This window comes from Paenibacillus sp. Y301, from assembly GCF_059445505.1.
On record NZ_JCAIUL010000007.1, the window covers coordinates 130,832 to 154,633 of the forward strand.

The following is a 23,802-nucleotide window of genomic DNA, read 5'->3' on the forward strand; positions in this document are numbered from 1 at the left end:
ATGTTTATTCAAAATTACTAAGAAGTATAGAGAGAGGAGCAGAACCATACTTATGAAAAGTATTATAAATTTCTCATTGAATAACAAATTTGCGATCTGGATTCTAACCATTATTGTTACTGCTGCGGGACTATTTGCTGGAGTCTCTATGAAGCAAGAAACGATTCCTAATATTAGTATTCCATTCCTTAACGTTATTGCCGTGTATCCAGGCGCAGCTCCTGAAGGTGTCGTTGAAGATATCACCCTTCCCCTTGAGCAACGTCTAAGCAATATAGATGGCGTCAAGATGGTCACTTCTACTTCCATGGAGAACGCAGCCTCTATTGCGATGGAGTTCGATTATGGTACGGACTTAGATCAAGCAACTGCCGCTGTCCGTGAGGCCCTAAATGAGGTCAATTTACCAGAAGACGCACAAAAACCTACGATTTCCAAATTCAGTTTAAACTCTTTTCCAGTTATTTCACTAAGTGCTTCAAACAATCAAGCTAAAGATTTAGAAGAACTAACCAAGGTTATTGAGAATCAGCTTAAACCTGAGTTAGAGAAGCTTGAAGGTGTAGCTTCCGTTAGTATATCTGGGCAATATGTTAAAGAAGTTCAATTGAAATTTAATGAGTCCAAAATGGCAGAATTGGGCCTAAGCCAAGATACGGTACAAGGTATCGTACAAGGTTCCTCCCTTCGTGTACCTCTGGGATTGTTTAATTTAGATAAATCCGAGAAAGCTGTTGTGGTGGATGGAAATATTATTTCACTGGATGATCTGAAGAGACTAGCTATTCCCGTTATTCCGAGTGCAACGAATGTAGCGCCAACTCCCCCTACAGGTGCTGGTGTCGAGATGCTACAACCGGGTACACCTATGGGTATTCCGACGATAAGACTTGGCGAGATTGCGGATATTCAAGTCATTGGTAAGGCAGAATCGATCTCACGTACTGATGGTGCTGAATCGATCGGTATTTCAATTGTAAAAGACAACGACGCGAATACAGTCGATGTCGTAAACGTTGTAAAGGATAAAATTAACGATCTAGAAAAAAGCTATACTGGTTTGGAACTAACGACTCTACTCGATCAGGGTCAACCTATCGAAGATTCCGTAAATACCATGCTAAGCAAAGCTGTCTTTGGTGCCTTGTTCGCAGTCATCATTATTCTGATCTTTCTTCGTAATATTCGTTCAACCATTATATCCATTATCTCGATCCCGCTTTCTCTGTTAGCAGCTGTTCTTATCCTGTGGCGGTTAGATATTACGCTAAATATGATGACTCTAGGTGCTATGACCGTTGCTATCGGTCGGGTTATTGATGACTCCATTGTCGTCATTGAGAATATTTACAGAAGACTAACTGACAGTGATGAGCTATTAAGTGGTCGTGAACTCGTCCGTGAAGCAACTCGGGAGATGTTCGTTCCGATCATGTCTTCTACGATCGTAACGATTGCCGTGTTCCTTCCTCTTGCTTTTGTAAGTGGTATGGTTGGTGAGCTATTCTTACCTTTCGCTCTGACGATGGTATTCGCTCTCCTTGCTTCACTCGTTATTGCCATTACGATTGTTCCTATGCTTGCACATACGCTATTCAAAAAAGGAATCAATAAAAAACGGCACACTAGCAAAGAGGAAATCGGTAAGCTATCTAAAGGATACCAACGTATTCTGAACTGGTGTCTATCCCATAAAGCCATTACTTTCGGATCAGCTGTTATCCTTCTTGTGGGAAGCCTATTGTTATATCCATTGATCGGCACTAGCTTCATGCCAGAACAAAAGGATAAGTTCACCTTGCTGACCTATACACCTGAACCAGGAGATCAATTAGAAGTTGTTGAGAAACGTGCCCTTGACGCTGAGAAATTCCTCCTTAAACAAAACGGGTTAGAGAAAATGCAGTATTCCATTGGTGGCGCTAACCCAATGGGTGGCGCAAGTTCGTCGAACTCAGGTCTCTTCTACATTGAATATAATACGGATACTGAAAACTTCGAAGATATCCAAAAACAACTTGTCGAAGATCTGCAGAAACAAATTCCTGAAGGTAAGTGGGCCTCTATGGACATGACTGGTGGATTGGGTGGAAGCGGATTAAGTGTTAGTGTCTTTGGTGACAGCCTAGAAGATATCAAACCTATATCTGATGAAATTCTTAAGCTTGTGAATGAAGATACGACAAACTTCGAAAAAGGGAAGACAAGTCTATCTACTTCCTATGATCAATACACCATTGTTGCTGATCAAGAGAAATTAAGTTCACTTGGTCTTACCGCTGGGCAGATTGCCATGAAGCTAAGTCCAGTTCGTGAACGTCCAGTTCTAACTGAAATTGAAGTCGATAACAAAACCTATAAAGTTTATATCGAAACGGACAGTTCCACCTATAAGAGTATTAATGAGATCGCAGATGAGAAAATCATGTCTCCTCTGGGTATGGAAGTTGCCATTAAAGATGTAGCTAAGGTGGAAAGGGGAACTTCTCCAAACTCCATTACACGCACTGACGGTAAGATGGTCGTATCCGTTACAGCTAACATCGTGGCCACGAATGTTGGTGAAGCTTCTACAGACTTAGAAGCTAAAATCAACAAGATCGAGAAGCCGGATGGAATTGAAATTAAATTCGGTGGTACGACAGAACAAATTAACGATACGTTTACGCAACTAGGTCTTGCAATGGCTGCTGCAATTGCTGTTGTATACTTTGTACTCGTGGTTACCTTTGGTGGAGGCCTTGCACCGTTTGCAATCCTCTTCTCATTACCATTCACAATCATTGGTGCCCTTGTCGGACTACTGCTTGCGAAAGAAACACTGAACGTATCCTCATTAATGGGTGCATTGATGCTAATCGGGATCGTTGTAACCAATGCAATTGTCCTTATTCACCGCGTTATTCATAATGAACAGGAAGGTTTATCTACACGTGATGCATTGCTTGAAGCAGGTGCAACTCGCCTTCGTCCAATTCTAATGACCGCACTTGCTACCATTGGTGCATTGCTTCCACTGGTGACTGGACTAGAGGACAGTGCTGGGATCATTTCACGCGGTCTCGGAATTACCGTGATTGGCGGTCTGATCAGCTCCACATTACTAACACTAGTTATCGTACCGGTTGTGTATGAGTTTCTAATGAAATTTAGAAAATCGAAATTACAGGACTAAGTCAGTTGATTTCACAACTCTAGCATTATAAAAGGACATATCCCCTTTCCTTATGGAATGGAGGATATGTCCTTTTGGGTATGTAAACAATTCAGTGTGCTTCTGCTTTGGCAATATGCGATAATTCATGACAATTAGACAATTCATTTATTAGAAGGAGCCTTAACCTATGATTACTACGGTAACTTTAAATACAGCGTTAGATATTACGTATACCATCCCTCAGTTCCAGGTCAATCAGTTACATCACATGAGTGCATACCTAACCTTTCCTGGAGGCAAAGGCGTGAATGTTGCTCGTGTATTGAAGACCTTAGGCGAATCCGTTATAGCAACTGGTTACGTGGCAGGATTCCAAGGAGGAGCCCTGCTTGCAGGTCTGAAGGAAGAAGCCATCCCATCCGATTTCATCATGCTTCAGAATGGAGAATCCAGACGGGCCATCACCATTCTTGATCCCTCTCAAGGTACAAGTACCGAACTTGTAGAGGAGGGTCCTACCACTACAGAGACCGAGATCCAGGAGCTTCGCCTCAAGGTGGAATCATTAGCTAAAGACTCCGATTGGATGTTATTCTGCGGTAGCTTGCCCCTAGGTTGTCCAGCTTGGATCTATGCAGAGCTTACCGAAATTGCTCATCATCAAGGCGCAAAGGTAGGGTTAGATACTCGTGGAGATGCTCTACGAGAAGGACTTCTTGGTAAACCTGATCTAGTTAAGCCTAATGAGCATGAATTAGCAGATCTTGCAGGGATCCGATCCGACGATGATGAGGCAACGCTTAAGGCAATATCATCTTTAGTGGACGACAATACCCAGCTTGTAGTCGTATCCCAAGGTGAGCGTGGGGCCCTCGCATGCCACACTGGTAACCTCTACCGAATTCGCATTCCTCAAGTTGCGGCTATTAATCCTGTGGGTAGTGGAGACTCTATGATGGCAGGGCTTATAACTGCACTTCATAGAGGGCATGACATCATAGATGCCCTTAGGCTAGGCGCGGCTTGCGGAACAGTCAACACGTTACACAAAGCTGCGGGAAAAGTAACCTTAACGGAAATAGACACCATTCTTAAAGAGATTCAAATCATCCCCATCTAACAAGTTACCTAAACAAAAAAAGCCAACTCCTGACAACTCTTAAAGGGAATCAGCTCAAGGGCTATTATGAAAATAATAATCATTACTTATTAATCAAGAGTAGCTCGCCATGAACGTAACATTTCAATATCGTAGGGGAGAAACTCTTTTAAAACACACCCTATAGCTCTATACATAGGCGTTCTTGATTGGGTATATAACTCATCAGCTAAGCTTGGAATCCATTGTGTTAAATGTTGCTCTAAGAACTGAATCTGAGAGTCAATGAGCGCCTGTTGGAAAGTACGTAACCGTCTGTCATCTAACATACGATCAGCCAGAACAGCCATATATTCAAGCTCAATGGAGATATGATCATCTTGTTCAAGCTGTAATTTATTAAAGACAATACCTGATTGTGCATACATATTACGAATATCCGTTGTACAATCAACGCTATTCTTATTTAACTTACATCGATAATCGCTCTCACAAAGCGAAGGAAGAACCGGCCGAACACTATCGAATAGACGATGATATTCTTCTTTTTCCATTTCACAAATCTCTGTGTATTGTTCAGGCGTGATACTCGACATATAGTTCTTAAGAACTCTTCCGCCTGCTGTTAATATAGCTTCCTCTCTTATAACCATGTGTTGACGCCACTGAGCAATCATCGATAGGCTTGGTGGATTTCCTAGAAAATCAATAAGTAACTGGTACACCAAGCCCCTTCCTTGCTTCCAACGTATACATTCTTCTGAATCTCTAACCATTTCGAGAGACGTTACCATACGTTTATCCTCCTTTTATGTCATGTTATTAAGAAGAACCAAATGATTGGTCCGTAAAGATAGCGCTTTCTTGTATACAAGATTACATTAAAAATTAAATAATTCATGTGATGTAATTCATAAAGATAAGCAAAATACAAAACAATTTGTGTTAAAAATAAAAGTGTTTATGATTCTAATGAAAGCGCTTATTATAATGATGAGTACTATTACTCCTCTGTTGTCCTATGGGGTTCTTCTCTGGTATATTGTCATAACGAGGTCCACCAAGATAGTAGTAATATTTCCCTATATTGAACATGCTATGCAGATAACATATATGGAAATTTGCTGGTTTGAATCCCTTTTCAACACATGATAAAGTGAAATAGTTAGCGTGATTAGCCACACAGTAATGATCATTGGCGATTTACATTCAAGTCAGAGAGGAGTGTCGATATTGCGTGAATCTTTAAAGATCAATTCTTCTTTAACATCTCTTAAATTATTTAATTTCCTCATATATGGCACCATGGTCATTTTCACAAGTTTTTTTCAACTATACCTACAAGATGCAGGTATGCAGAAGTTTGAGATCGGAACTCTGATGGCTATTGGACCCTTCATCTCCTTATTTGCCAATCCGTTTTGGAGACACTGGAGTGACCGTTTACTCAATATGCGACGTATTCTCATCATCATGATGAGTGGAGCGCTAATCTTCGTACAGTTCGTCTTTCATGCCGATACATATGCAATGGTCTATTTCGTAATGATATGTTTCTTTTTCTTTCAAGCACCTATCTTTTCTCAAAGTAACAGTCTTATTATTGGCTATATTCAAGATACACCCTACAAATTTGGCTCCTTTCGCTTATGGGGCTCTATTGGTTGGGGGATTACAGCCATTGCTGCCGGGCAAGTTCTTGATTGGACAGGTATATCCAATGTATCGACATTACTTACGACTCTTCTGATCTTAACCATAGGAGCGGTCGTCATTCTCCCTCCTCTGAAACGTTCTTCTGAAACACCCATTTTGTATTTCAGAGGGTTTTCCGGTATTCTGACCAATCGATACTTCCTTACCTTTATTCTCATGGGTCTTCTGGTATCTATTCCTAACGCAATGAATAACACATTTATGTCATTGTATATAACGGAACTTGGAGGATCTAGAAGAATGATTGGGCTAGCCGTATTCCTCTCATCTTTCTTAGAAGTAGTCGTGTTCTCCTTGTTTAGTCGGTACATGAAACGTAAAATTTCATGGATGATGGGCTGTCTCGCCCTAGTGAGTCTGCTATTCGGTTTTCGTTGGCTTCTGATGGCTAATGCTACACTTCCACTGGAAGTCGCGGCTATTCAGGTATTACACTGCATTACCTTTGGAGGATTCTTCTACGTTGGGACCCAGCTAACGTCATTATTGTTACCTCGTCCATATCGTGCAACAGGCCAAGCCGTATACACACTTACCTGGAGTGGCCTCTCTGGCGTCATTGGTGCATTTATTGGGGGCTGGCTCTTCCAAAGCTTTGGTGCAGATTTGATGTATAGCACAGGGATGTTATTTTCCTTAATAGGGGCTGCTGGGTTTGGATGGATGTGGTATCTCATTCTTAAGCAGGGTTATAAACTTCCGCTCCCAAAAAGTGAAAAGGAGCCTGAAGTATATCTGGATGAATAAAATAAGGAGGGTGTCCCAAAAGTCATGAAAATGGCTAGGGACACCCTCTTTGTATTTACAATTTAAATGAACTTTTAAGTGACACGATCCGGTTAAATACTGGATGCCCCGGTGTAGAATATTTGGAGTCTACATTAAAATACCCGTGACGGAAAAATTGGAACTTATCCTGTGGAGCTACATCTTTCATCCCCGGTTCTATATATCCATGCAAAATCTCCAAGGAATTCGGATTGATCTGATCAAGGAACGTCTTCTCTTCTGCTCCTTCAACCTCTCCATCAGACTCTTCAGGCATAATAAGAGGCTCATACAGTCGGAATTCAGCCGGAACGGCTTGGCTTGCATCAATCCAATGGATTGTACCCTTCACTTTACGACCGGTAAAACCACTACCACTCTTCGTCTCAGGATCATAAGTACAATGAATCTCCACAACGTGACCTTCTTCATCCTTGATAACATCATTACATTTAATGAAATAAGCATTCTTCAAACGCACTTCATTACCAGGGAATAGTCGGAAATATTTATTTGGAGGATTCTCCATGAAATCATCTTGCTCAATATATATTTCACGAGAGAATGGCACTTGGCGAGTACCCATCTCTGGATTCTCAATATTATTCTCGACATCAAACCATTCATTCTGGCCCTCTGGATAATTGGTAATGACCACTTTAAGTGGATTCAATACCGCCATCGTACGAAGAGCCTTCAACTTCAGATCTTCACGGATAAAGTGCTCCAGCATTTGTCGATCTACGACACCTTGGCTCTTAGAAATACCCGTCTCATAGATGAAGTTCCGAATAGACTCTGGTGTATAACCCAGTCGACGAAGACCCGAGATTGTTGGCATACGTGGATCATCCCATCCATCAACATGCTTCTCATCAACAAGCAACTTCAATTTTCTCTTACTTGTTAACGTCTGGTCAAGATTTAGACGACCGAACTCATATTGGTGAGGAACATTCGGCATTTCGCATTCCGCTACCACCCAATCATAGAAAGGACGTTGATCTTCAAATTCTAATGAACATAACGAATGTGTTATACCCTCAATTGCATCCTCTATTGGATGAGCAAAGGCATACATAGGGTAGATACACCATTTATCGCCCGTATTATGATGATGCGTGTGAGATATACGATAAATAACAGGATCACGTAAGTTAATATTAGGAGAAGCCATGTCAATCTTCGCACGCAATACTTTAGCTCCATCGCTATATTTACCAGCACGCATAGCTTCAAACATCTCCAGGTTCTCTTCCACGCTGCGTTCACGATATGGACTGTTACTGCCTGGTTCCTTCAAAGTACCTCGAGTCTCACGAATCTGATCCGCACTGAGATCATCGATATAGGCTTGACCTTTCTTAATTAACAATACTGCCCGGTTATACATTTCATCGAAATAATCCGAAGCGAAACGAAGTTCTTCCCATTCGAATCCGAGCCACTTCACATCTTCTTGAATGGACTTCACATACTCTGTATCTTCCTTAATCGGGTTGGTATCATCGAATCGTAGATTCGTCTTCCCGCCGAATTCATCTGCTAAAGTAAAGTTAATCCAGATGGCTCTAGCATGTCCGATATGTAAATAACCGTTAGGTTCTGGTGGAAAACGTGTCACGATTTCCTTTACTTTACCGGAATTCAGATCTTCCGTAATGACATTCTTAATAAAATTGGAGGGAGTGCTTGGGTTCTCCATTGCAATCAACCTTTCATTCTTGAGATATCTGTCTCATCTTTTATATTAATATCATGTGAATTAATTTCATAAATCTAACTGCATTATGAAACTGATTCATGTATGTTTACTTTATTACTTCATACAAATATACCTGTAAAATGCGGATAGTTCAATAACATCACATTTCTTCCAACCACCCTTGGAACCTTTCTCTAATGACAGTTGCCAGAACATCCAATTCTACCATGCGTTGCAACGTCTCTGAATTAATATCTTTATGACCCTTCGCGAGCATCTGTAATATTTCGACTACCCTTACTTGTGCAGGATGGGACTCAAGCTTGCGAATTGTTGAAGTCGAGTTCATATACCCTGTCTGTAACACTCTGAAATAAAATCCACTGAAACCCGTCTCCAGAACTTGAGCAGGAAGATCGGCTGCCCCATGCTTCTGTGAAAGTTTGAAACAAGGATATCTAGGCTGACTCACTTGTAGAATGGCCTCCCCTATTTGAAAGACATCCCCAATACACACTTCGGTTTCCAACATCCCTGTGACCGTTAGATTCTCTCCGAATGCTGCGTAATCTAAAGACTTTCCAAGATGGGACTCCCAATAAGGATAGTGTTCGAAGGGATATACGCAGACCGCTTTGTCACATCCTCCATGATTCACTAAATCGGCCTGTCCATCCCCGTCTATGTAATCTTTCCCTATAAAGACATTACCTTGTATAGGATGTTTATAAATACCTGTCTCTAGCTCTTTTCCTTTATAATCCACTGATATAGGCTTCCCTACATTAAGTGATTTCAACTGTTGCTCCACTCTAGGAACCCCCTCTTCCTCTGATAACAACCTATTTATTTATAACATACCCCCCTCTCCATCCGATAACAAGCTATTTATGTATAACATCCCCCCGACTCAAAGCTGTGACTACCTGTAGAAACTTATGTTGCGTTGCCTTCGGACAGGGACTCATCTCCCCTCACCTCCATTAGTCAAATTCACTACCGAATGAGGTTGGCGCGGTAGAGGGTTATTAGTGTAATGGGACGAAATCAGGAATTCTAACCAGATTTCAGCGATGCTTACACTTATGCTATAATTTAATAAAGAACTTCTGTACTTTTACGAAAAATTGGATAAAGGGTGTATTGATCAACCATGTATGAGAATCAGAATGCTATGCACCACAAGCTGTTTATTATCGGCGCAGGTGCTGCAGGACTAATGGCTGCTGTTACTGCGCAGGATCAGGGTATCGATACTGCCATTCTGGAGAGCAACGACCGGATTGGAAAGAAGATATTAATGACAGGTGATGGCCGCTGTAACATTACGAATGAATCCACTGCGACGGGTACGGATGAAGCGGTCGTTCTATCACGCAAGTATCACAGCAATCAGACTGGATTTCCAATTACGGTACTGCAGCAATTTGGCATCCGTCAAACCATCGATTACTTCTCTATGCTTGGGCTTCCGCTTACAAGATTGAAGGATGGATTCATGTATCCAATGTCTCTGCAAGCTGCATCAGTGCTGGATATTTTTGAACTTGCGCTGGAGGAACGGAATGTTCCGGTATACCTCAAGAACAAAGTGTTGGATGTTACTGTTTCGAAGAATCATCCGCGCTTCACAATAAAGTGCCAAACGGAGACAGAGGAGCAGGTTGTTTATACTAGTGAATACCTGTTTCTGTGTACCGGTGGACTTGCTGGTCCGAACGCGGACAAAAATAGTCCTGGTTATATGCTTGTCGAACGTCTGGGGCACACCTTGGTTGAGCCTGTGCCAGCTATTGTGCAATTGAAGCTGCACTATCCGCATATGAAGGCGCTGTCCAATATCAAGCTTCAGGGACAAGCCCATATCATTGTAAACGGTAAAGTCATCCGTAGCGAAAAGGGTGAAATTGCATTCACGGATTATGGCATAGCAGGCCCGCTCATTCTCCAGCTAAGCAGGAAGGCTGCGTATCATCTCGCAAGAGGGGACGCTGTGAGCGTATCGGTTGATTTAATGCCGGGCCGCACAGAGGAAGAGTTAGTTGAGTTTTTGGAAATGCACTGGGGGACCTTCGGACATCGGACGGTTACAGATTCTCTACTTGGCATCTTCCATAAGAAGTTGGTTCCTGTCTTGCTGAAGGAGGCTGGCATCGATCAGCAGCCTGACTTGCTTTGCCAGGATCTTTCGAAGAAAACCAAAACAATATTTTGTCGAGTATTGAAGCGTTGGGAATTTAAAGTAACCGATACCAAAGGCTTCGAGAACGCGCAAGTAACAGCCGGCGGCATTGATACGACGGAGCTAATCGAGGGGACGCTGGAATCCAAGCTAGTACCTGGGCTTTATTTGGCTGGCGAGGTGATGGATGTAGACGGGGATTTCGGCGGCTATAACCTACAATGGGCATGGAGTTCCGGTTATGCGGCCGCGATAGCGCTTGCTAAGAAAATGTAATGAATTCAATAGGAAAAGGGATGCATCGATCAACCATGTATGAGAATCAGAATTCTAAGCACCACGAGTTGTTAATTATCGGTGCAGGCGCTGCAGGTATGATGGCTGCTCTTACTGCACGGGACCAAGGTATTGATACCGCAATTATTGAAAGCAATGACCGGATGGGGAAGAAGATATTAACGACGGGTAATGGGCGTTGTAACATTACGAACGAATCTACTGCGACGGGTACGGATGAAGCGGTCGCTTTATCGCACAAGTATCACAGCAATCAGGCTGGATTTCCATTGCCTGTTCTACAGCAATTTGGTGTGCGCCAGACGATTGAATTTTTCTCATCGCTCGGGCTTCCTCTTATACCCTTAGAGGATGGTCGGATGTATCCCATGTCGTTGCAAGCCGCATCCGTGCCGGGTGTTTTTCGCCTTGCTCTGGAGGATCGGAATGTTCCGATATATTTCAAGAATAAAGTGTTGGATGTTATCGTTTCGACGGAACATCCGCGCTTCACAGTTAAATGCCAAACAGAGACAGAGGAGCAAGTCGTTTATACCAGTGAATACCTGTTTTTATGTGCGGGTGGGCTTACTGCTCCGAAAACGGGAACGGATGGTTCCGGCTATACGCTTGTCCAACGTCTGGGACACACGCTTATCGATCCTGTGCCGGGCATTGTGCAATTGAAGTTAGATTATCCTCACTTGAAGGAACTGTCCGGTATTAAATTCGAGGGACATGCCCATATTATCGTAAACAATGAAGTCATCCGCACTGAATATGGCGAAATTCTCTTTACGGACTATGGCATCTCTGGCCCGCCAATACTCCAGCTAAGCAGGAAGGCTGCGTATAATCTTGGTAGAGGAGAATCTGTGACATTATCGGTTGAATTAATGCCGGGCCGCACGGAGGAAGAGATAGTTGAGTTTCTAGAAACGCACTGGGGGATCTTCGGACACAGGACTGTTGCGGATTCCTTTATCGGAATCATAAACAAGAAACTGATTCCTGTCCTGCTGAAAGAGGCAGGAATTGATCAACAGCTTCACCTGCTTTGTCAGGATCTATCGTGGAAAACCAAGAAAATATTGTATAGAATCATGAAGTCTTGGGAATTTAAAGTGACCGATACCAATAGCTTCACGAATGCGCAAACAACAGCTGGTGGCATCGATACAACTGAGCTAGTCGAAGGAACGTTGGAATCTAAGTTAGTACCTGGGCTCTATTTGGCAGGTGAGGTGATGGATGTAGATGGAGATTGCGGTGGTTATAACTTGCAATGGGCCTGGAGCTCCGGCTATGTCGCCGCGATGGCGCTTGGTGATCGACGACGTGCAGGCACCACGTAAGTAGATAGATGGTTGCTGACTCCTGGCACGTTTCGGTGGAATACTTGCATGCTTTGAACACACACGGTGGAGAATTGTGTTTTGAACAGTCACGCCTCACCTCCATATGTTAAATCCACAACATGGAGCTTAAAGATAACTTCTACGTGCTTTTCATAGATGATTACCTTTTCCACATAGCTGCTGATGAGCTTCTTGATTTCAGGAAGATCACGGTTTGCGACTTGGGTTCCGAACTGAGAAAGCAGTTGTCGCAGAGATTCCTCTGTGATGGCTGCTTTTTCTGTTGTTGCCTCTGTTTGAAGTAAGCTGTACCTCTTCGCCTCCACAATTACATAAATTGGCATTTTGTCATATGACAAAACTAATGACAACACTCACTACTTGGCCGTCCTTGTCTATAGTATAGTAGTCCCGAAGGATTCTCTATGCGAAAGGACGAAAGAACATTGACAAGAATAAGTAGAAAATTAACGCTTATGGTTTTAATTATTCTTTTTACAACGGGTATAGTTCCGGGCAAGTTCGGCGCAGGCATGGGCGGCATATCGACCGTTGCAGCAGCTACAACTATCTCCAGTCAGGACGGGGTCGGATATAGCGGCTCCATTGCTGCGAATGAAGTGGTGGGGAACGCTTTTACGGGATACCAGGCTTGGCCTAGCGGAATTCCAAAGGGATCCAGTGCCTTTGTCGGCGGTGTCTATGATGGCACCAGTATATGGATGATACCTTACAATGCCAACGAAATACTCAAGGTTAATCCGTCCACCGGGGAAATGACAGGATATAGAAATTGGCCCACCGGCTTTACTAAGGGGAGCAATGCATTTGCTGGAGGCGTTTATGACGGAACGAACATATGGCTCATTCCATATAGTGCAAATCAGGTCATCAAAGTTAACGCGACTACTGGTGTAATGACAGGGTATAGCAGTTGGCCAGGTGGATCGAAAGGAAGCGATCAATTTGTTGGTGGTGCTTTTGACGGTACCAACATATGGCTTTCCCCCTATTCTGGCAGTCGCTTAATCAAGGTTGATTCAACGACTGGAGCAATGACCAGTTACAATAGTTGGCCTAGTGGGACAATCCTTGGCAGTTATCCGTTTTATGGTTCAATTTTTGATGGTACTAGTATTTGGCTCATTCCGAATAATGCCGATCGTATTATCAAGGTTGATCCGATAACAGGGAATATGACGGGATACAGCAATTGGCCGAGTAGCTTTACTAAAAGTGCAGGTGCATTTTCGGGAGGCGTCTTCGATGGAACTAATATATGGATGATACCTTTTAATGCAACTCACTTAGTTAAAATTGACACGATAACTGGAGATATGACTGGATATAATGGATGGCCTAGTGGCTTTACAAAAGGGAGCGGCAGCTTTGCAGGTGGCGTGTATGATGGTACTAGTATTTGGCTCATTCCGAACAATGCCGATCGACTAATCAAGGTTGACTCGGCAACAGGTGAAATGAAGGGATACAACAATTGGCCAAGTGGGTTTGCGAAACAAAATAGTGCGTTTCTTGGCGGCGTGTATGATGGGGAAAATGTTTGGATGATTCCGTTTATGGCTGACCGTCTTATGAAGTTTGGGTATAGTGCCGAATTGAGTGGACTTACGCTGAGTAGCGGTACATTATCACCAGCATTTAGCTCGGCAACAACAAGCTACACGGCAAGTGTTGGTAATGAAGTGACGAGCATAGATATAACGCCAACGACAGCGGATGCCTCGGCTACGGTGACTGTGAACGGAGCGGCCGGTACGAGCGGGCAAGCCCGAGCGCTCGCGCTGAACGTTGGGGACAATACGATTACGGTAATCGTTACATCAGGTGATGGCAATACGCGAACGTATACCGTCACGGTAACCCGGGCGGCGTCATCCAACGCCGATTTGAGCGGACTGACGCTCGATGCAGGAACGTTATCACCAGCATTCAGTGCGGCGACAACGAGCTACACGGTAAGCGTCGGCAATGAAGTTATGAGCGTCGACGTCACGCCGACGGCGGCGGATGCCACGGCAACGGTGACGGTGAACGGAGCGGCCGTCACGAGCGGGCACGCGAAGGCAACGGCATTGAACGTAGGGGACAACGCGCTCACGGTTCAGGTCACCGCGAAGGACGGCACCACGAATAAAAGCTACGCCGTCACGGTAACGCGGGCGACATATGGTAGTGCTGACTTGAGCGGACTGACGGTTAGCACCGGTACATTATCGCCAGCATTCAGCGCGTCGACAACGAGCTACACGGCGAGTGTCGCCAATGAAGTGACGAGTATAGATGTAACGCCAACGACAGCGGATGTCGATGCTACGATGACGGTGAACGGTTCGGCCTTCGCGAGCGGACAAGCGAAAGCAACGGCGCTGAGCGTTGGGGACAACGCGCTCACGGTTCAGGTCACCGCGAAAGACGGCACCACGAAGAAAAGCTACGCCGTCACGGTAACGCGGGCGACATACGCTAGCGCCAACTTGAGCGGACTGACGCTGAGTGCGGGCATACTATCGCCGACATTCAATGCGGCGACGACGAGCTACACGGCAAGCGTCGGTAGCGAAGTGGCGAGTCTCGACGTCACGCCGACGGTGGAGGACGCCGATGCCACGATGACGGTGAATGGTTCGGCCTTCGCGAGTGGGCAAGCGAAAGCAACGGCGCTGAACGTTGGGGACAATACGATCACGGTTCAGGTCACCGCGAAAGACGGCACCACGAAGAAAAGCTACGCGGTCACGGTAACACGGGCGAATAACGCCGATAACGGCAATAACGGCAATAATAGTGATAACAGCAACAGCGGCGGGACTCAAAGTACAATCAACACGGACACGTATACGGCAATCTTAATCAACGGCAAAGTGATGAACGCTGGAACGTTAACAACTTCACGAAGGAATGAGCAAACGGTCACTACCATAACCGTCGATTCGAGCAAGCTCGTTGAGATGCTGAAACTGGGTGGTGAACGCTCCGTTGTGACGATCCCATTCAACAACCCTGCCGATGTTTTGATAGGTGAGGTAAACGGCCTTATGATTAAAATGATGGAAGAAATCCATGCGGATCTGGAAATCAAGTCGGAAAAAGCCAGCTACAAGATTCCAGCTCAGCAAATCAATATCGATGCCATTTTGCGACAAGCTGGAACGTCTGTGGCGCTTAGAGACATTACAATTCAGGTGGAAATAGCCTCACCTACTACGGAGAACGTCAAGTTCGTTGAAGATTCGGCGAGAAATTCGAACATTACCCTTATCGTTCCGCCGCTTAATTTTACCGTGAGAGCCCTCTATGGCAGTCAACAGGTGGAAGTAGCGAAGTTTAACACTTTCATCGAACGTACGATTGCTCTACCGGATAACTTCGATCCGAGTCGAATTACGACAGGTGTAGTTATCGATGCGAATGGTACGATTCATCATATGCCTACAAAGGTTATTCAACAAGAGGGTAAATATTTCGCAATCATCAATAGCTTATCCAACAGTACTTATTCGGTAATATGGAGCCAAGTGGAATTTAGCGATGTCGCCCATCATTGGGGCAAACAAGCGATTAACGACATGGGCTCGCGGTTGGTCGTGCAAGGTACGGCAGAGGGTTTCTTCAGCCCTGACAAACCGATTACTCGTGCCGAATTTGCGGCAATTGTCGTACGCGGACTGGGATTAAAGCCAAAAAGCGACGCCACAGGCTTTGTGGATGTGAAAGCCTCGGATTGGTATAGCGACGCAGTTTGGACTGCGAAACAGTATCAATTAATCAGCGGATTTGAAGACAGCAGCTTCCGACCGATGGAGATGGTTACACGCGAGCAAGCAATGACGATAATCTCTAAGGCGATGACGCTTACCGGATTAAAGGATCGGCTTCCGGTTCAAGACGCGATCGTAACGCTTCGCCCATTCGCGGATGGTGGACAGGTAGCCTCGTGGGCGCAAAGCGACGTAGCGGCTTGCATCTTGGCGGGGATCATCACAGGTAGAAGCGATGCTACCATTACGGCGAAGGTAAGCGTCACAAGAGCGGAAGTTACGATCATGTTACAACAATTATTGAAGAAGTCTAACCTGATTTAAAGGGAGAATTAACGAATATAGAGAATTATTCAATTTGATTCTAATCACTTAAGCTACCTCCCTAAACATCCTAAAGTGATGCGGTGGCGAATTGTAGATTTGCTAAGCCACGGTTCGCCTCCATATGTAAGACAAAAAAGGTCGCTCATATCCTTTAACCGATAAGCGACCTTTTTTTGTTGTGGACTCATATTTTTCGAAAAAGTAGACCTCTTTAACCATACGACTTATTTTATATCATGACGGTATGACCCTTTAGTCATTCTATGATGATAAATTCCTCTCATACACGAGCCAAGACCACACTCTAATAAGAACCACGTATACTAAATATAGAATAAGTACCAACTTCATGATTTCAGGAATATTTAAAAAGAATGCAACAATCGTTAGGATCGCGGTAAAAATAAGAGATAACTTATTCGTTTTGGAGTTAATAGGTCCACTTATAAGTAATCCTGATAGCCCTTTAGCATTTGCCTCGTAACACTTGGTATGATGCGGCTCAATTCCCACTATACCTTTAAGTACCACGACTAGCTCGTCACGATCCTCAACAGGTTTAGCACAACGTTGACAGTGTACTTCTTTACTCATATCCAACCTCCCCTCCTAAAGTATTATATAGGCTTCACATGAGCACTCTTCAATTTAAAAAGTATCCCATCAAAACATCATCTATATATCGTCCATTAACAAAGAATTCATTAACAAGACGACCTTCGATAACAAATCCACATCTCTCGTAGAATCTTATAGCCGTGGGATTAGTAGAAAGAACGCGTAAGCTCAACTTCTCCTTGCCTTGTTCCGTTGCCCACGCCTTCATCGTCTCCATCAGTCTTGTTCCGATTCCCTCATGCTGATATTGTGGATGAACGGCAATATTGATCTCATACACATGGTGATTGGTTCTGATCATCGTGGGATATCGAAACCCAACATACCCACATATTTGTTCATCAATGAGAGCTACTAACTGCGAACCTGGTTGACAATGCCGTAGGAAATCTTCTCGAGAAGTCCAATTTAAAGGTTCAGGAGCACTATGATCATCCCATACAATCGCGTCTAAATCCATGATCTGTTGGGCATCTTTCATTTCAGATAGACGGATGGTAAGTGTTCGTTGATTTATCTTCATTTCCTGCACCCCTTTTTCAAGAATTCTGTGTTATATGGTTAGGCTACAGATGACTCCATCTCTGACTTGTCCTTGTTCTTCACTGCATGTACTATAAAGAACGCGATACCAATTACAGCTGTACCCGTTGCTAGCCACGCGACGGGTATGAGTCCACCTCCATCATATAAGAGACCCATGGTATAAGGCCCTATGACCCTTCCAACAGCTCCAACCCCACCACTCAGTCCAATGTAGAAAGGGGCAGCTCGTCCCGCATGATCTGAGATAAATGCCGGCATAGCAGGAGATATTAGCATCTCCCCTAACGTTGCTAACACCATAGCCAACACCATTCCAGTGTAATTATGTGTTATTAAGATCACCATGTAGGATAATAGATAGAATACAGCACTCATTGTCATTTGTGATGAAGATGATTTCGCTAGCCATCTTTTCAACAGACTGATCATCGGTTGAGCTGCAAATATTAGCACACCATTTAAAGTCCATAGGAATCCATACATTTTCTTCGGAATACCTTCAGAGATAATAAATGGGGATACCCCCGAATTCCATATCGAATTACCTAACAATATGAATAATGATCCTATACCCATGTATAGATAAATACGTGTGTTTCCAAGTAATCGCCATATACTTTCATTTGCGTTCGCTGTATTTCTTTTATCTAGATGTACTTCACCTTCTTCATGATCAAGACGGTTCAAGTACGTAAGAAAAAATACAGCAAATACAGCTGAAGTCAGACCATTCGCAATAAATGTTAGCTTGTACGAAATGTCGGCTAGAAATCCACTCAGAGCAGTCCCTAAGGCTACTCCAATATTGTTAGCTACGTAAATAATATTAAACAACTCTCCACGTTGGTCGGCAAATCGAAAGCCGATAAAGGCTTGAATAGCTGGTAGAGATAAAGCATTACAGAAACCGATAAACCCCATTAGTGCCATATAGAAATACCAGTATTGACTGGTCACTGGCAGTGCAAATAGTCCTAACGCATTCAGAACTAATGATCCTACAATAAGCTTCTTCACGCCTACTCGATGATACAGTGATCCTCCTAGCAATTGTCCTATAATTCCACCTAATGCCTGAATTAAAATAACAAGGCCAGCATCTGCCATATTATGTCCCAATTCATCGAATACAAACATCGTTGTTAAAGGCCACATCAGTGAACTTCCCGTGGAATTAACTAGACTTGCTATTAGAAACACTTTTACTTCTTTCGGGTAGCCTTGTAACATTTTCATATTTTGTTTTCTCCCAGATGATTATTCATTAATTCACTATTTCACTGCCGTTTCACTTCAACCGTTGTTGAGAAAAAGGTAGCTCCCTCTCCCATATCTGCTAGTCGATCTGGTGTTAACACGTTAGCACGTTGTCTCCGTCCATTCTTCTCCCACCATAATCCTTGACTAATCACAGTGCCTGGAAGCATTTTGTCTGTAATAGCAGCCTTCAATTCGTAACATCCACGGGCATTGAATACAACCACATCCTCTTGATCTTCAATCCCTCTTTCAGCAGCATCTTCTGGATGTATTTGCAATGTCGGAGCTTTTTCAATGTTCTGAAGTTTCTCCACATTGGCGAAAGTAGAATTAAGGAAGTTATGATTCGGTGGTGAGATAAACATCAATGGGTACCGGTCAGTCACTCCTGGACGTCGTTCTCCGTCATACCCTTCTTGAAGGGGTACGTAATCAGGAAGTGGGGGCAACCCCGCTTCTCTCATTGTGATTGAGTATAGCTCTATTTTACCTGATTCTGTAGGTAGATGTTCAAGGAAGGATCGTTGCTGCGTCATATCCAGCTTCACGAATTGATGCTCTTTCAGAGCTTCAAGTGTCACAGCGTTCAGATACGGGTTAGATGGATAGTGTAAAGCCTCGGTAATCATATCCTCTTCGGACTGGCTAAATGCCTTTTCATCCAGACCCATAGCCTGACCTAATAACGAGAATAGCTCCATATTGCTCTTACTCTCACCTTCGCTAGGAATAATCGGTTGTTGCAAATGAATATACTGGTGCCAGTATGAACTAAAGAGATCCGTACTTTCAAATGATGATGTCGCTGGTAACACAATATCTGCATACTTCGCCGTATCTGTAAGGAATAAGTCATGTACGACGGTGAATACATCCTCACGAGCGAATCCACGCTTCACTCGATCTGCATCAGGAGCGACAACCACAGGGTTACTACAATATACAAACAACGCCTTAATGGGGTTCTCCTCCCATTCCAGTGCCTCAGCAATACGATTCATATTGATAGTACGAGCCTTAGGATTAGGACGTAGATTAGGTCGCTGGAGCTTAGCACTGTTCATCTGTGCATACCCTCCATTAGATCTCGCTGCTCCTCCACCCTGTCTTAACCATTGTCCTGTCAGTGCAGGCAGGCATGAAATGCTCCGTACGTTCATCCCCCCATTATCGTGATGCTGAAGACCATTTCCAATATGAATGTAAGAAGTACCTGCTCGTCCATACATATCAGCAAGTCTCTCAATATCTTCGATAGATACACCTGTTATACGGGATACCCGTTCGGGGGTATACGATTGGACATGCACTCGAAGTTCCTCATGCCCGATGGTATATTGCTTCATAAATTCCTCATTCACAAGATCATCACGGAACTTGACATGCATCATCCCCATGGCTAATGCCGTATCCGTGCCCGGATAGAGAGGAATAAACCAATCCGCCCATTGTGCTGTTCGATTACGATGTACATCAATCACAATCACCTTAGCGCCTCGTTTGCGAGCTTGCTCAGCTAATACTACTTGATGCATATTGGTACTAATAATGTTACCACCCCAGACGATAATTACATCGGCATTCACCGTATCCTCTGGGCTCGTCCCTCCATTAAAACCCATCGTATATCTCCAACCTGCTGTTCCTGCAGAGTTACAGATGGACTGTTTCAATCGGCTTGCTCCAATGGCATTAAAGAAACGACGGTCCATTCCCTCTACACTTAGAATCCCCATGTTTCCATAGAAACTGTAAGGCAGGATCGACTCTGATCCATAATCACGAATGCACTGTTGCAAGCGGCTTGTAATCTCACTAACGGCTTCCTCCCAAGAGATACGCTCGAATTGGCCTTCACCCTTACTACCAGTCCGTCTCATTGGATGTAATATCCGTTCGGGATGATACACGCGTTCTGTCATGTTTCTTACTTTATTACAGATCGATCCCTTCGTGATCGGATGATCTGGGTTACCTGTAACCTTAATAATCTTGCCCTTCTCCTTATGCAGTAGCAGACCACATGTATCCGGACAATCGAGCGGACATACCGCTGGAAACACACCATTCTCTTGCTCGACCATTTCTGCTGAACTCCTTTAGCGTTTCTTCTCATATACGTCCATCTCATATTTCAATATAATCTATCATAAATCTACAACTTCATTTCCGCAAAGAATAACCTCTATATTTCATAAAAATGTAGATAATCTTGTTTCAACTCCTATTGAACAGGGTAAAAATAATTCACAACAGCATATGAACATGATTCATCATGCTATTATTCAAAGGCATGAACAATCACATCAAATTAGCCATGCTTAAAAGTTTCGTCCCCCGGACTTTTAACATGGCTAATTTGTTATGTGCTATTCATGAACGTAAAAAGGCCGATCCATCCTAATATGATAGGACAAGATCGACCATTGTCTTACTATATAACATGAGGGCAGTGGACACCTAAGCATGTTTCCGTGATACATTCGCTTTAGGGATATCATTCTTTAATGTGGTATTATAAGATGCATTTGGCTCACGTAGATAGGCTACCCAATAGGCCGCAGCGACAAAGATAACTCCCCCAACTAAATTACCCAGCCAGACCGGGATGAAATTCATTACGTATTCTCCCCACGAATAATAACCTGCAAAGATAGCTGCTGGAATAAGGAACATATTTGCCACAACGTGCTGAAATCCAATAGCTACGAAGGCCATGGTAGGGAACCAGATCCCTAATATTTTGCCACTTATATTATCTGCTCCATAAGATAACCATACTGCTAGAGCAACCAACCAGTTACAACCAATCCCAGAGACGAAGGCTTGTAGAAAAGTAACATCTAATTTGTGTCCCGCCATATCCACTACTTTCTCTAAGTACACACCCGTTTCTGTTAGTCCAACGATATGTCCGAAGAAGTAAGCGACGAATACAGCTCCTACGAAATTGCTCAATGTAATTAAAACAAGATTCTTTACTGTCTCCCATGTTGAGATCTTCTTCGCCATACGAGCGAGTGGCACCGCCATCATATTACCTGTTAACAGTTCACCACCAGCCAATAATACAAGAATAAGTCCTACAGGAAACACCGATGCTCCTATAAAATTAGTAATGGAACTCCATTCTTTCGGCGCTCCAGAAATAACTCGAATATCAAGTAGGAATCCCAGTGCAATAAACGCTCCACCTAAGAAACCAAGAACCAGCATCGTAGCAAGCCGATTATGAGCTTTTTTTGTCCCGTTCTCAACTGTCACTTCAGCAATTTGCTGAGGTTTATAATAGGCCATAATCCTTTCACCTCTATCCAATATAGTTAAAATCTAATCTATTTATTATAATTGTAACGCATACGTTTCAATTCTAAACGTAATAATTGTCACAATAAATGAACATAAGTGAAAGTTTTCACAAAATAGTTATAGATTCATGAGAGTGATTAGGATCACTTTCGTTTTTCCATACAATAACACCCCTTGGATCTGTAATCCAAGGGGTGTTATTTGCTCATATAAGAATTCTATCGCTAGTTCGATGAATCCGTCATTCTAGACCAACGCAGGTTCTTCCTTCGCTATAGCAGGCAATGCCTGTAGTCCAACTGTGTTCAAGAAATTCCATGGTTTATTATAATGAGGTTGGAAGAAGAAGTCGATGAATCCAAGCTGATCGACTGTCATCCGATTCTGAATACATACCGAGATCGTATTGATCGATTGGGTTAAATCCACCTTCGACATCAACTGGGCACCCACAATACGGCGTGAGTCTTTTTCAAATACAACCTTTATCGTTACACTTTCTGATGTTGGCATAAATTCAGGGCGGTAATGGTCAGTCATACTCACGGTCTCAACCTGTAGTCCTTCATCTGATGCGGCTAATTCAGTCAGCCCTGTAGCTGCGATATTATCTTCATATATTTTGATACCTGAAGTTCCCTGTGTTCCCATGTAAGGAATCGTCGGAGCCATTAAGTTACGAGCAACAAGCGTTCCCATACGTACAGCATTGGTTGCTAAGGGGATGTAAGCATGCTTTCCTGTCGGATTGTAGTGGATCGCACAACTATCACCTGCAGCATATACATCTTTCTTACTTGTCTGCATATAGTCATCCACGATAATCGCACCATTCGGTAACATATCCACTTGTCCTTTGAGAAGTTCCGTATTTGGACGGAAGCCGATACAGAGAATGACTAGATCCGTTTCATATTCACCTTGTGTTGTAATGACTTTGCTCACCCGACCATCTGTTCCTTCAAAAGCAGTTACGGTCTGATTCAATGCAAGCTTAATGCCCTTATTCTGAAGTGTATCCTGAATGGCATCTGTGAATTCAGGGTCTAAATATTTATTGAGTATTCGATCTACACCATCAATCAGCGTCACTTCTTTACCATTCATCTGAAAAGCTTCTACTAATTCCACGCCAATGTAACCTGCACCCACTACGGTTATGCGTTTTACTTGACTAGCCTTTTCAATAATGGTGTTGGAATGATTGTAATTCTTGGAGAGCAAGATATTATCTAACTCAATGCCTTCAAGTTTCGGAATGATTGGCCATGATCCTGTCGTCATAATTAATTTATCATACGTATCTTCAAATTCTTCACCGTTCACCAAGTTACGTACAGTAAGTCGTTTGCTATCTGTATCAATACCTGTAACTTCATGACGCATCTTGGTATTGACCCCTAATGCAGCTAATTCTTCTGGTGAAGAGTAGAACAGACCATGTGGGTCTTTCACGACACCCCCTACATACAATGCGATTCCACAAGATAAGAAGGATATATTATCATTACGTTCATAAACGGTAATTTCTGCTTCTGGATATAATTTAGCGGTATTTACGATTGTTGCTGTCCCAGCGTGAGTACATCCAATGACTACTATTTTCATGATTTGTTCCTCCTCCAAGTTGGGTGCTCTCTATTTCTAAGCGCTACATTGTGAATTTATTCACCTTATACCCTTTATTATAGTGTGATATTTT

16 protein-coding genes are annotated in these 23,802 nt (G+C 43.4%); 6 read left to right on the forward strand and 10 right to left on the reverse strand.

Features of this window, described 5'->3' with window-relative positions; translation table 11 throughout:
* Positions 1 to 52 precede the first annotated feature (52 nt).
* Both AC1D69_RS13950 and AC1D69_RS13955 read left to right on the forward strand, forming a co-directional pair.
* Complete coding sequence (locus AC1D69_RS13950) at positions 53 to 3,175, forward strand: efflux RND transporter permease subunit (protein ID WP_495456766.1); 3,123 nt, start codon at positions 53 to 55, stop codon at positions 3,173 to 3,175.
* Between the two features lie 169 nt (positions 3,176 to 3,344).
* On the forward strand, positions 3,345 to 4,277 hold the full coding sequence (locus AC1D69_RS13955) for a 1-phosphofructokinase family hexose kinase (protein WP_495456767.1): 933 nt from the start codon (positions 3,345 to 3,347) through the stop codon (positions 4,275 to 4,277).
* Positions 4,278 to 4,366: 89 nt separating this feature from the next.
* Here AC1D69_RS13955 and AC1D69_RS13960 read toward each other — a convergent pair whose 3' ends face one another.
* Positions 4,367 to 5,050 carry a TorD/DmsD family molecular chaperone gene (locus tag AC1D69_RS13960; protein WP_495456768.1) on the reverse strand — a complete coding sequence of 228 codons (684 nt, stop codon included), beginning with the start codon at positions 5,048 to 5,050 and terminating at the stop codon, positions 4,367 to 4,369.
* 430 nt (positions 5,051 to 5,480) lie between these two features.
* Here AC1D69_RS13960 and AC1D69_RS13965 point away from each other — a divergent pair, with 430 nt between their 5' ends.
* Positions 5,481 to 6,719 (forward strand): MFS transporter, encoded by a 1,239-nt coding sequence (locus tag AC1D69_RS13965; protein ID WP_495456769.1) that lies wholly within the window; start codon positions 5,481 to 5,483, stop codon positions 6,717 to 6,719.
* A 55-nt stretch (positions 6,720 to 6,774) separates the two neighbouring features.
* Here the strand turns inward: AC1D69_RS13965 and AC1D69_RS13970 are convergent, their stop codons facing one another.
* Entirely contained in the window at positions 6,775 to 8,445 is a 1,671-nt protein-coding gene (locus AC1D69_RS13970) for a glutamine--tRNA ligase/YqeY domain fusion protein (protein ID WP_495456770.1), read from the reverse strand.
* Between the two features lie 160 nt (positions 8,446 to 8,605).
* Positions 8,606 to 9,256 carry an MOSC domain-containing protein gene (locus AC1D69_RS13975; protein ID WP_495456771.1) on the reverse strand — a complete coding sequence of 217 codons (651 nt, stop codon included), beginning with the start codon at positions 9,254 to 9,256 and terminating at the stop codon, positions 8,606 to 8,608.
* Between the two features lie 342 nt (positions 9,257 to 9,598).
* On the opposite strand from AC1D69_RS13975, the gene AC1D69_RS13980 reads away from it, so the two are divergent.
* Together AC1D69_RS13980 and AC1D69_RS13985 are read left to right on the forward strand one after the other, a co-directional pair.
* The gene (locus tag AC1D69_RS13980) at positions 9,599 to 10,903 is read left to right on the forward strand and encodes an aminoacetone oxidase family FAD-binding enzyme (RefSeq protein WP_495456772.1); all 1,305 of its coding nucleotides are present in this window, start codon (positions 9,599 to 9,601) and stop codon (positions 10,901 to 10,903) included.
* Positions 10,903 to 12,258, forward strand: coding sequence for a BaiN/RdsA family NAD(P)/FAD-dependent oxidoreductase (locus tag AC1D69_RS13985; protein WP_495456773.1), 1,356 nt, complete (start codon positions 10,903 to 10,905; stop codon positions 12,256 to 12,258). The genes AC1D69_RS13980 and AC1D69_RS13985 overlap by 1 nt, the downstream gene beginning before the upstream one ends.
* Positions 12,259 to 12,347: 89 nt before the next feature.
* On the opposite strand, the gene AC1D69_RS13990 is transcribed toward AC1D69_RS13985, so the two are convergent.
* Positions 12,348 to 12,605: a hypothetical protein gene (locus AC1D69_RS13990; RefSeq protein ID WP_495456774.1), complete on the reverse strand. Its 258-nt coding sequence runs from the start codon at positions 12,603 to 12,605 to the stop codon at positions 12,348 to 12,350.
* A gap of 81 nt (positions 12,606 to 12,686) precedes the next feature.
* Between AC1D69_RS13990 and AC1D69_RS13995 the strand changes: the two genes are divergently transcribed.
* Positions 12,687 to 16,364: a cadherin-like beta sandwich domain-containing protein gene (locus tag AC1D69_RS13995; RefSeq protein WP_495456775.1), complete on the forward strand. Its 3,678-nt coding sequence runs from the start codon at positions 12,687 to 12,689 to the stop codon at positions 16,362 to 16,364.
* A gap of 264 nt (positions 16,365 to 16,628) precedes the next feature.
* Here AC1D69_RS13995 and AC1D69_RS14000 read toward each other — a convergent pair whose 3' ends face one another.
* From AC1D69_RS14000 to AC1D69_RS14025, 6 genes are all read right to left on the reverse strand, one after another.
* Positions 16,629 to 16,961 (reverse strand): hypothetical protein, encoded by a 333-nt coding sequence (locus AC1D69_RS14000; RefSeq protein WP_495456776.1) that lies wholly within the window; start codon positions 16,959 to 16,961, stop codon positions 16,629 to 16,631.
* A gap of 49 nt (positions 16,962 to 17,010) precedes the next feature.
* Positions 17,011 to 17,508 (reverse strand): GNAT family N-acetyltransferase, encoded by a 498-nt coding sequence (locus AC1D69_RS14005; RefSeq protein WP_495456777.1) that lies wholly within the window; start codon positions 17,506 to 17,508, stop codon positions 17,011 to 17,013.
* Between the two features lie 38 nt (positions 17,509 to 17,546).
* A complete protein-coding gene (locus AC1D69_RS14010; protein WP_495456778.1) occupies positions 17,547 to 18,767 on the reverse strand; it encodes an MFS transporter in 1,221 nt (406 codons plus the stop codon).
* A 41-nt stretch (positions 18,768 to 18,808) separates the two neighbouring features.
* Positions 18,809 to 20,875 carry a molybdopterin-containing oxidoreductase family protein gene (locus AC1D69_RS14015; protein WP_495456779.1) on the reverse strand — a complete coding sequence of 689 codons (2,067 nt, stop codon included), beginning with the start codon at positions 20,873 to 20,875 and terminating at the stop codon, positions 18,809 to 18,811.
* A gap of 376 nt (positions 20,876 to 21,251) precedes the next feature.
* Entirely contained in the window at positions 21,252 to 22,088 is an 837-nt protein-coding gene (locus tag AC1D69_RS14020; protein ID WP_495456780.1) for a formate/nitrite transporter family protein, read from the reverse strand.
* A gap of 258 nt (positions 22,089 to 22,346) precedes the next feature.
* On the reverse strand, positions 22,347 to 23,708 hold the full coding sequence (locus AC1D69_RS14025) for an FAD-dependent oxidoreductase (protein ID WP_495456781.1): 1,362 nt from the start codon (positions 23,706 to 23,708) through the stop codon (positions 22,347 to 22,349).
* Positions 23,709 to 23,802: the final 94 nt, after the last annotated feature.

What these genes read in the sequence shown, in the direction of transcription:
- AC1D69_RS13980 (WP_495456772.1), top strand. Translation starts at nt 9,599, where the DNA reads ATGTATGAGAATCAGAATGCTATGCACCACAAGCTGTTTATTATCGGC.
- AC1D69_RS14005 (WP_495456777.1), bottom strand. Translation starts at nt 17,508, where the DNA reads ATGAAGATAAATCAACGAACACTTACCATCCGTCTATCTGAAATGAAA.
- AC1D69_RS14015 (WP_495456779.1), bottom strand. Translation starts at nt 20,875, where the DNA reads ATGGTCGAGCAAGAGAATGGTGTGTTTCCAGCGGTATGTCCGCTCGAT.
- AC1D69_RS14025 (WP_495456781.1), bottom strand. Translation starts at nt 23,708, where the DNA reads ATGAAAATAGTAGTCATTGGATGTACTCACGCTGGGACAGCAACAATC.
- AC1D69_RS14000 (WP_495456776.1), bottom strand. Translation starts at nt 16,961, where the DNA reads ATGAGTAAAGAAGTACACTGTCAACGTTGTGCTAAACCTGTTGAGGAT.
- AC1D69_RS14010 (WP_495456778.1), bottom strand. Translation starts at nt 18,767, where the DNA reads ATGAAAATGTTACAAGGCTACCCGAAAGAAGTAAAAGTGTTTCTAATA.
- AC1D69_RS13955 (WP_495456767.1), top strand. Translation starts at nt 3,345, where the DNA reads ATGATTACTACGGTAACTTTAAATACAGCGTTAGATATTACGTATACC.
- AC1D69_RS13985 (WP_495456773.1), top strand. Translation starts at nt 10,903, where the DNA reads ATGAATTCAATAGGAAAAGGGATGCATCGATCAACCATGTATGAGAAT.
- AC1D69_RS13960 (WP_495456768.1), bottom strand. Translation starts at nt 5,050, where the DNA reads ATGGTAACGTCTCTCGAAATGGTTAGAGATTCAGAAGAATGTATACGT.
- AC1D69_RS13995 (WP_495456775.1), top strand. Translation starts at nt 12,687, where the DNA reads ATGCGAAAGGACGAAAGAACATTGACAAGAATAAGTAGAAAATTAACG.
- AC1D69_RS13950 (WP_495456766.1), top strand. Translation starts at nt 53, where the DNA reads ATGAAAAGTATTATAAATTTCTCATTGAATAACAAATTTGCGATCTGG.
- AC1D69_RS13970 (WP_495456770.1), bottom strand. Translation starts at nt 8,445, where the DNA reads ATGGAGAACCCAAGCACTCCCTCCAATTTTATTAAGAATGTCATTACG.
- AC1D69_RS14020 (WP_495456780.1), bottom strand. Translation starts at nt 22,088, where the DNA reads ATGGCCTATTATAAACCTCAGCAAATTGCTGAAGTGACAGTTGAGAAC.
- AC1D69_RS13990 (WP_495456774.1), bottom strand. Translation starts at nt 12,605, where the DNA reads ATGCCAATTTATGTAATTGTGGAGGCGAAGAGGTACAGCTTACTTCAA.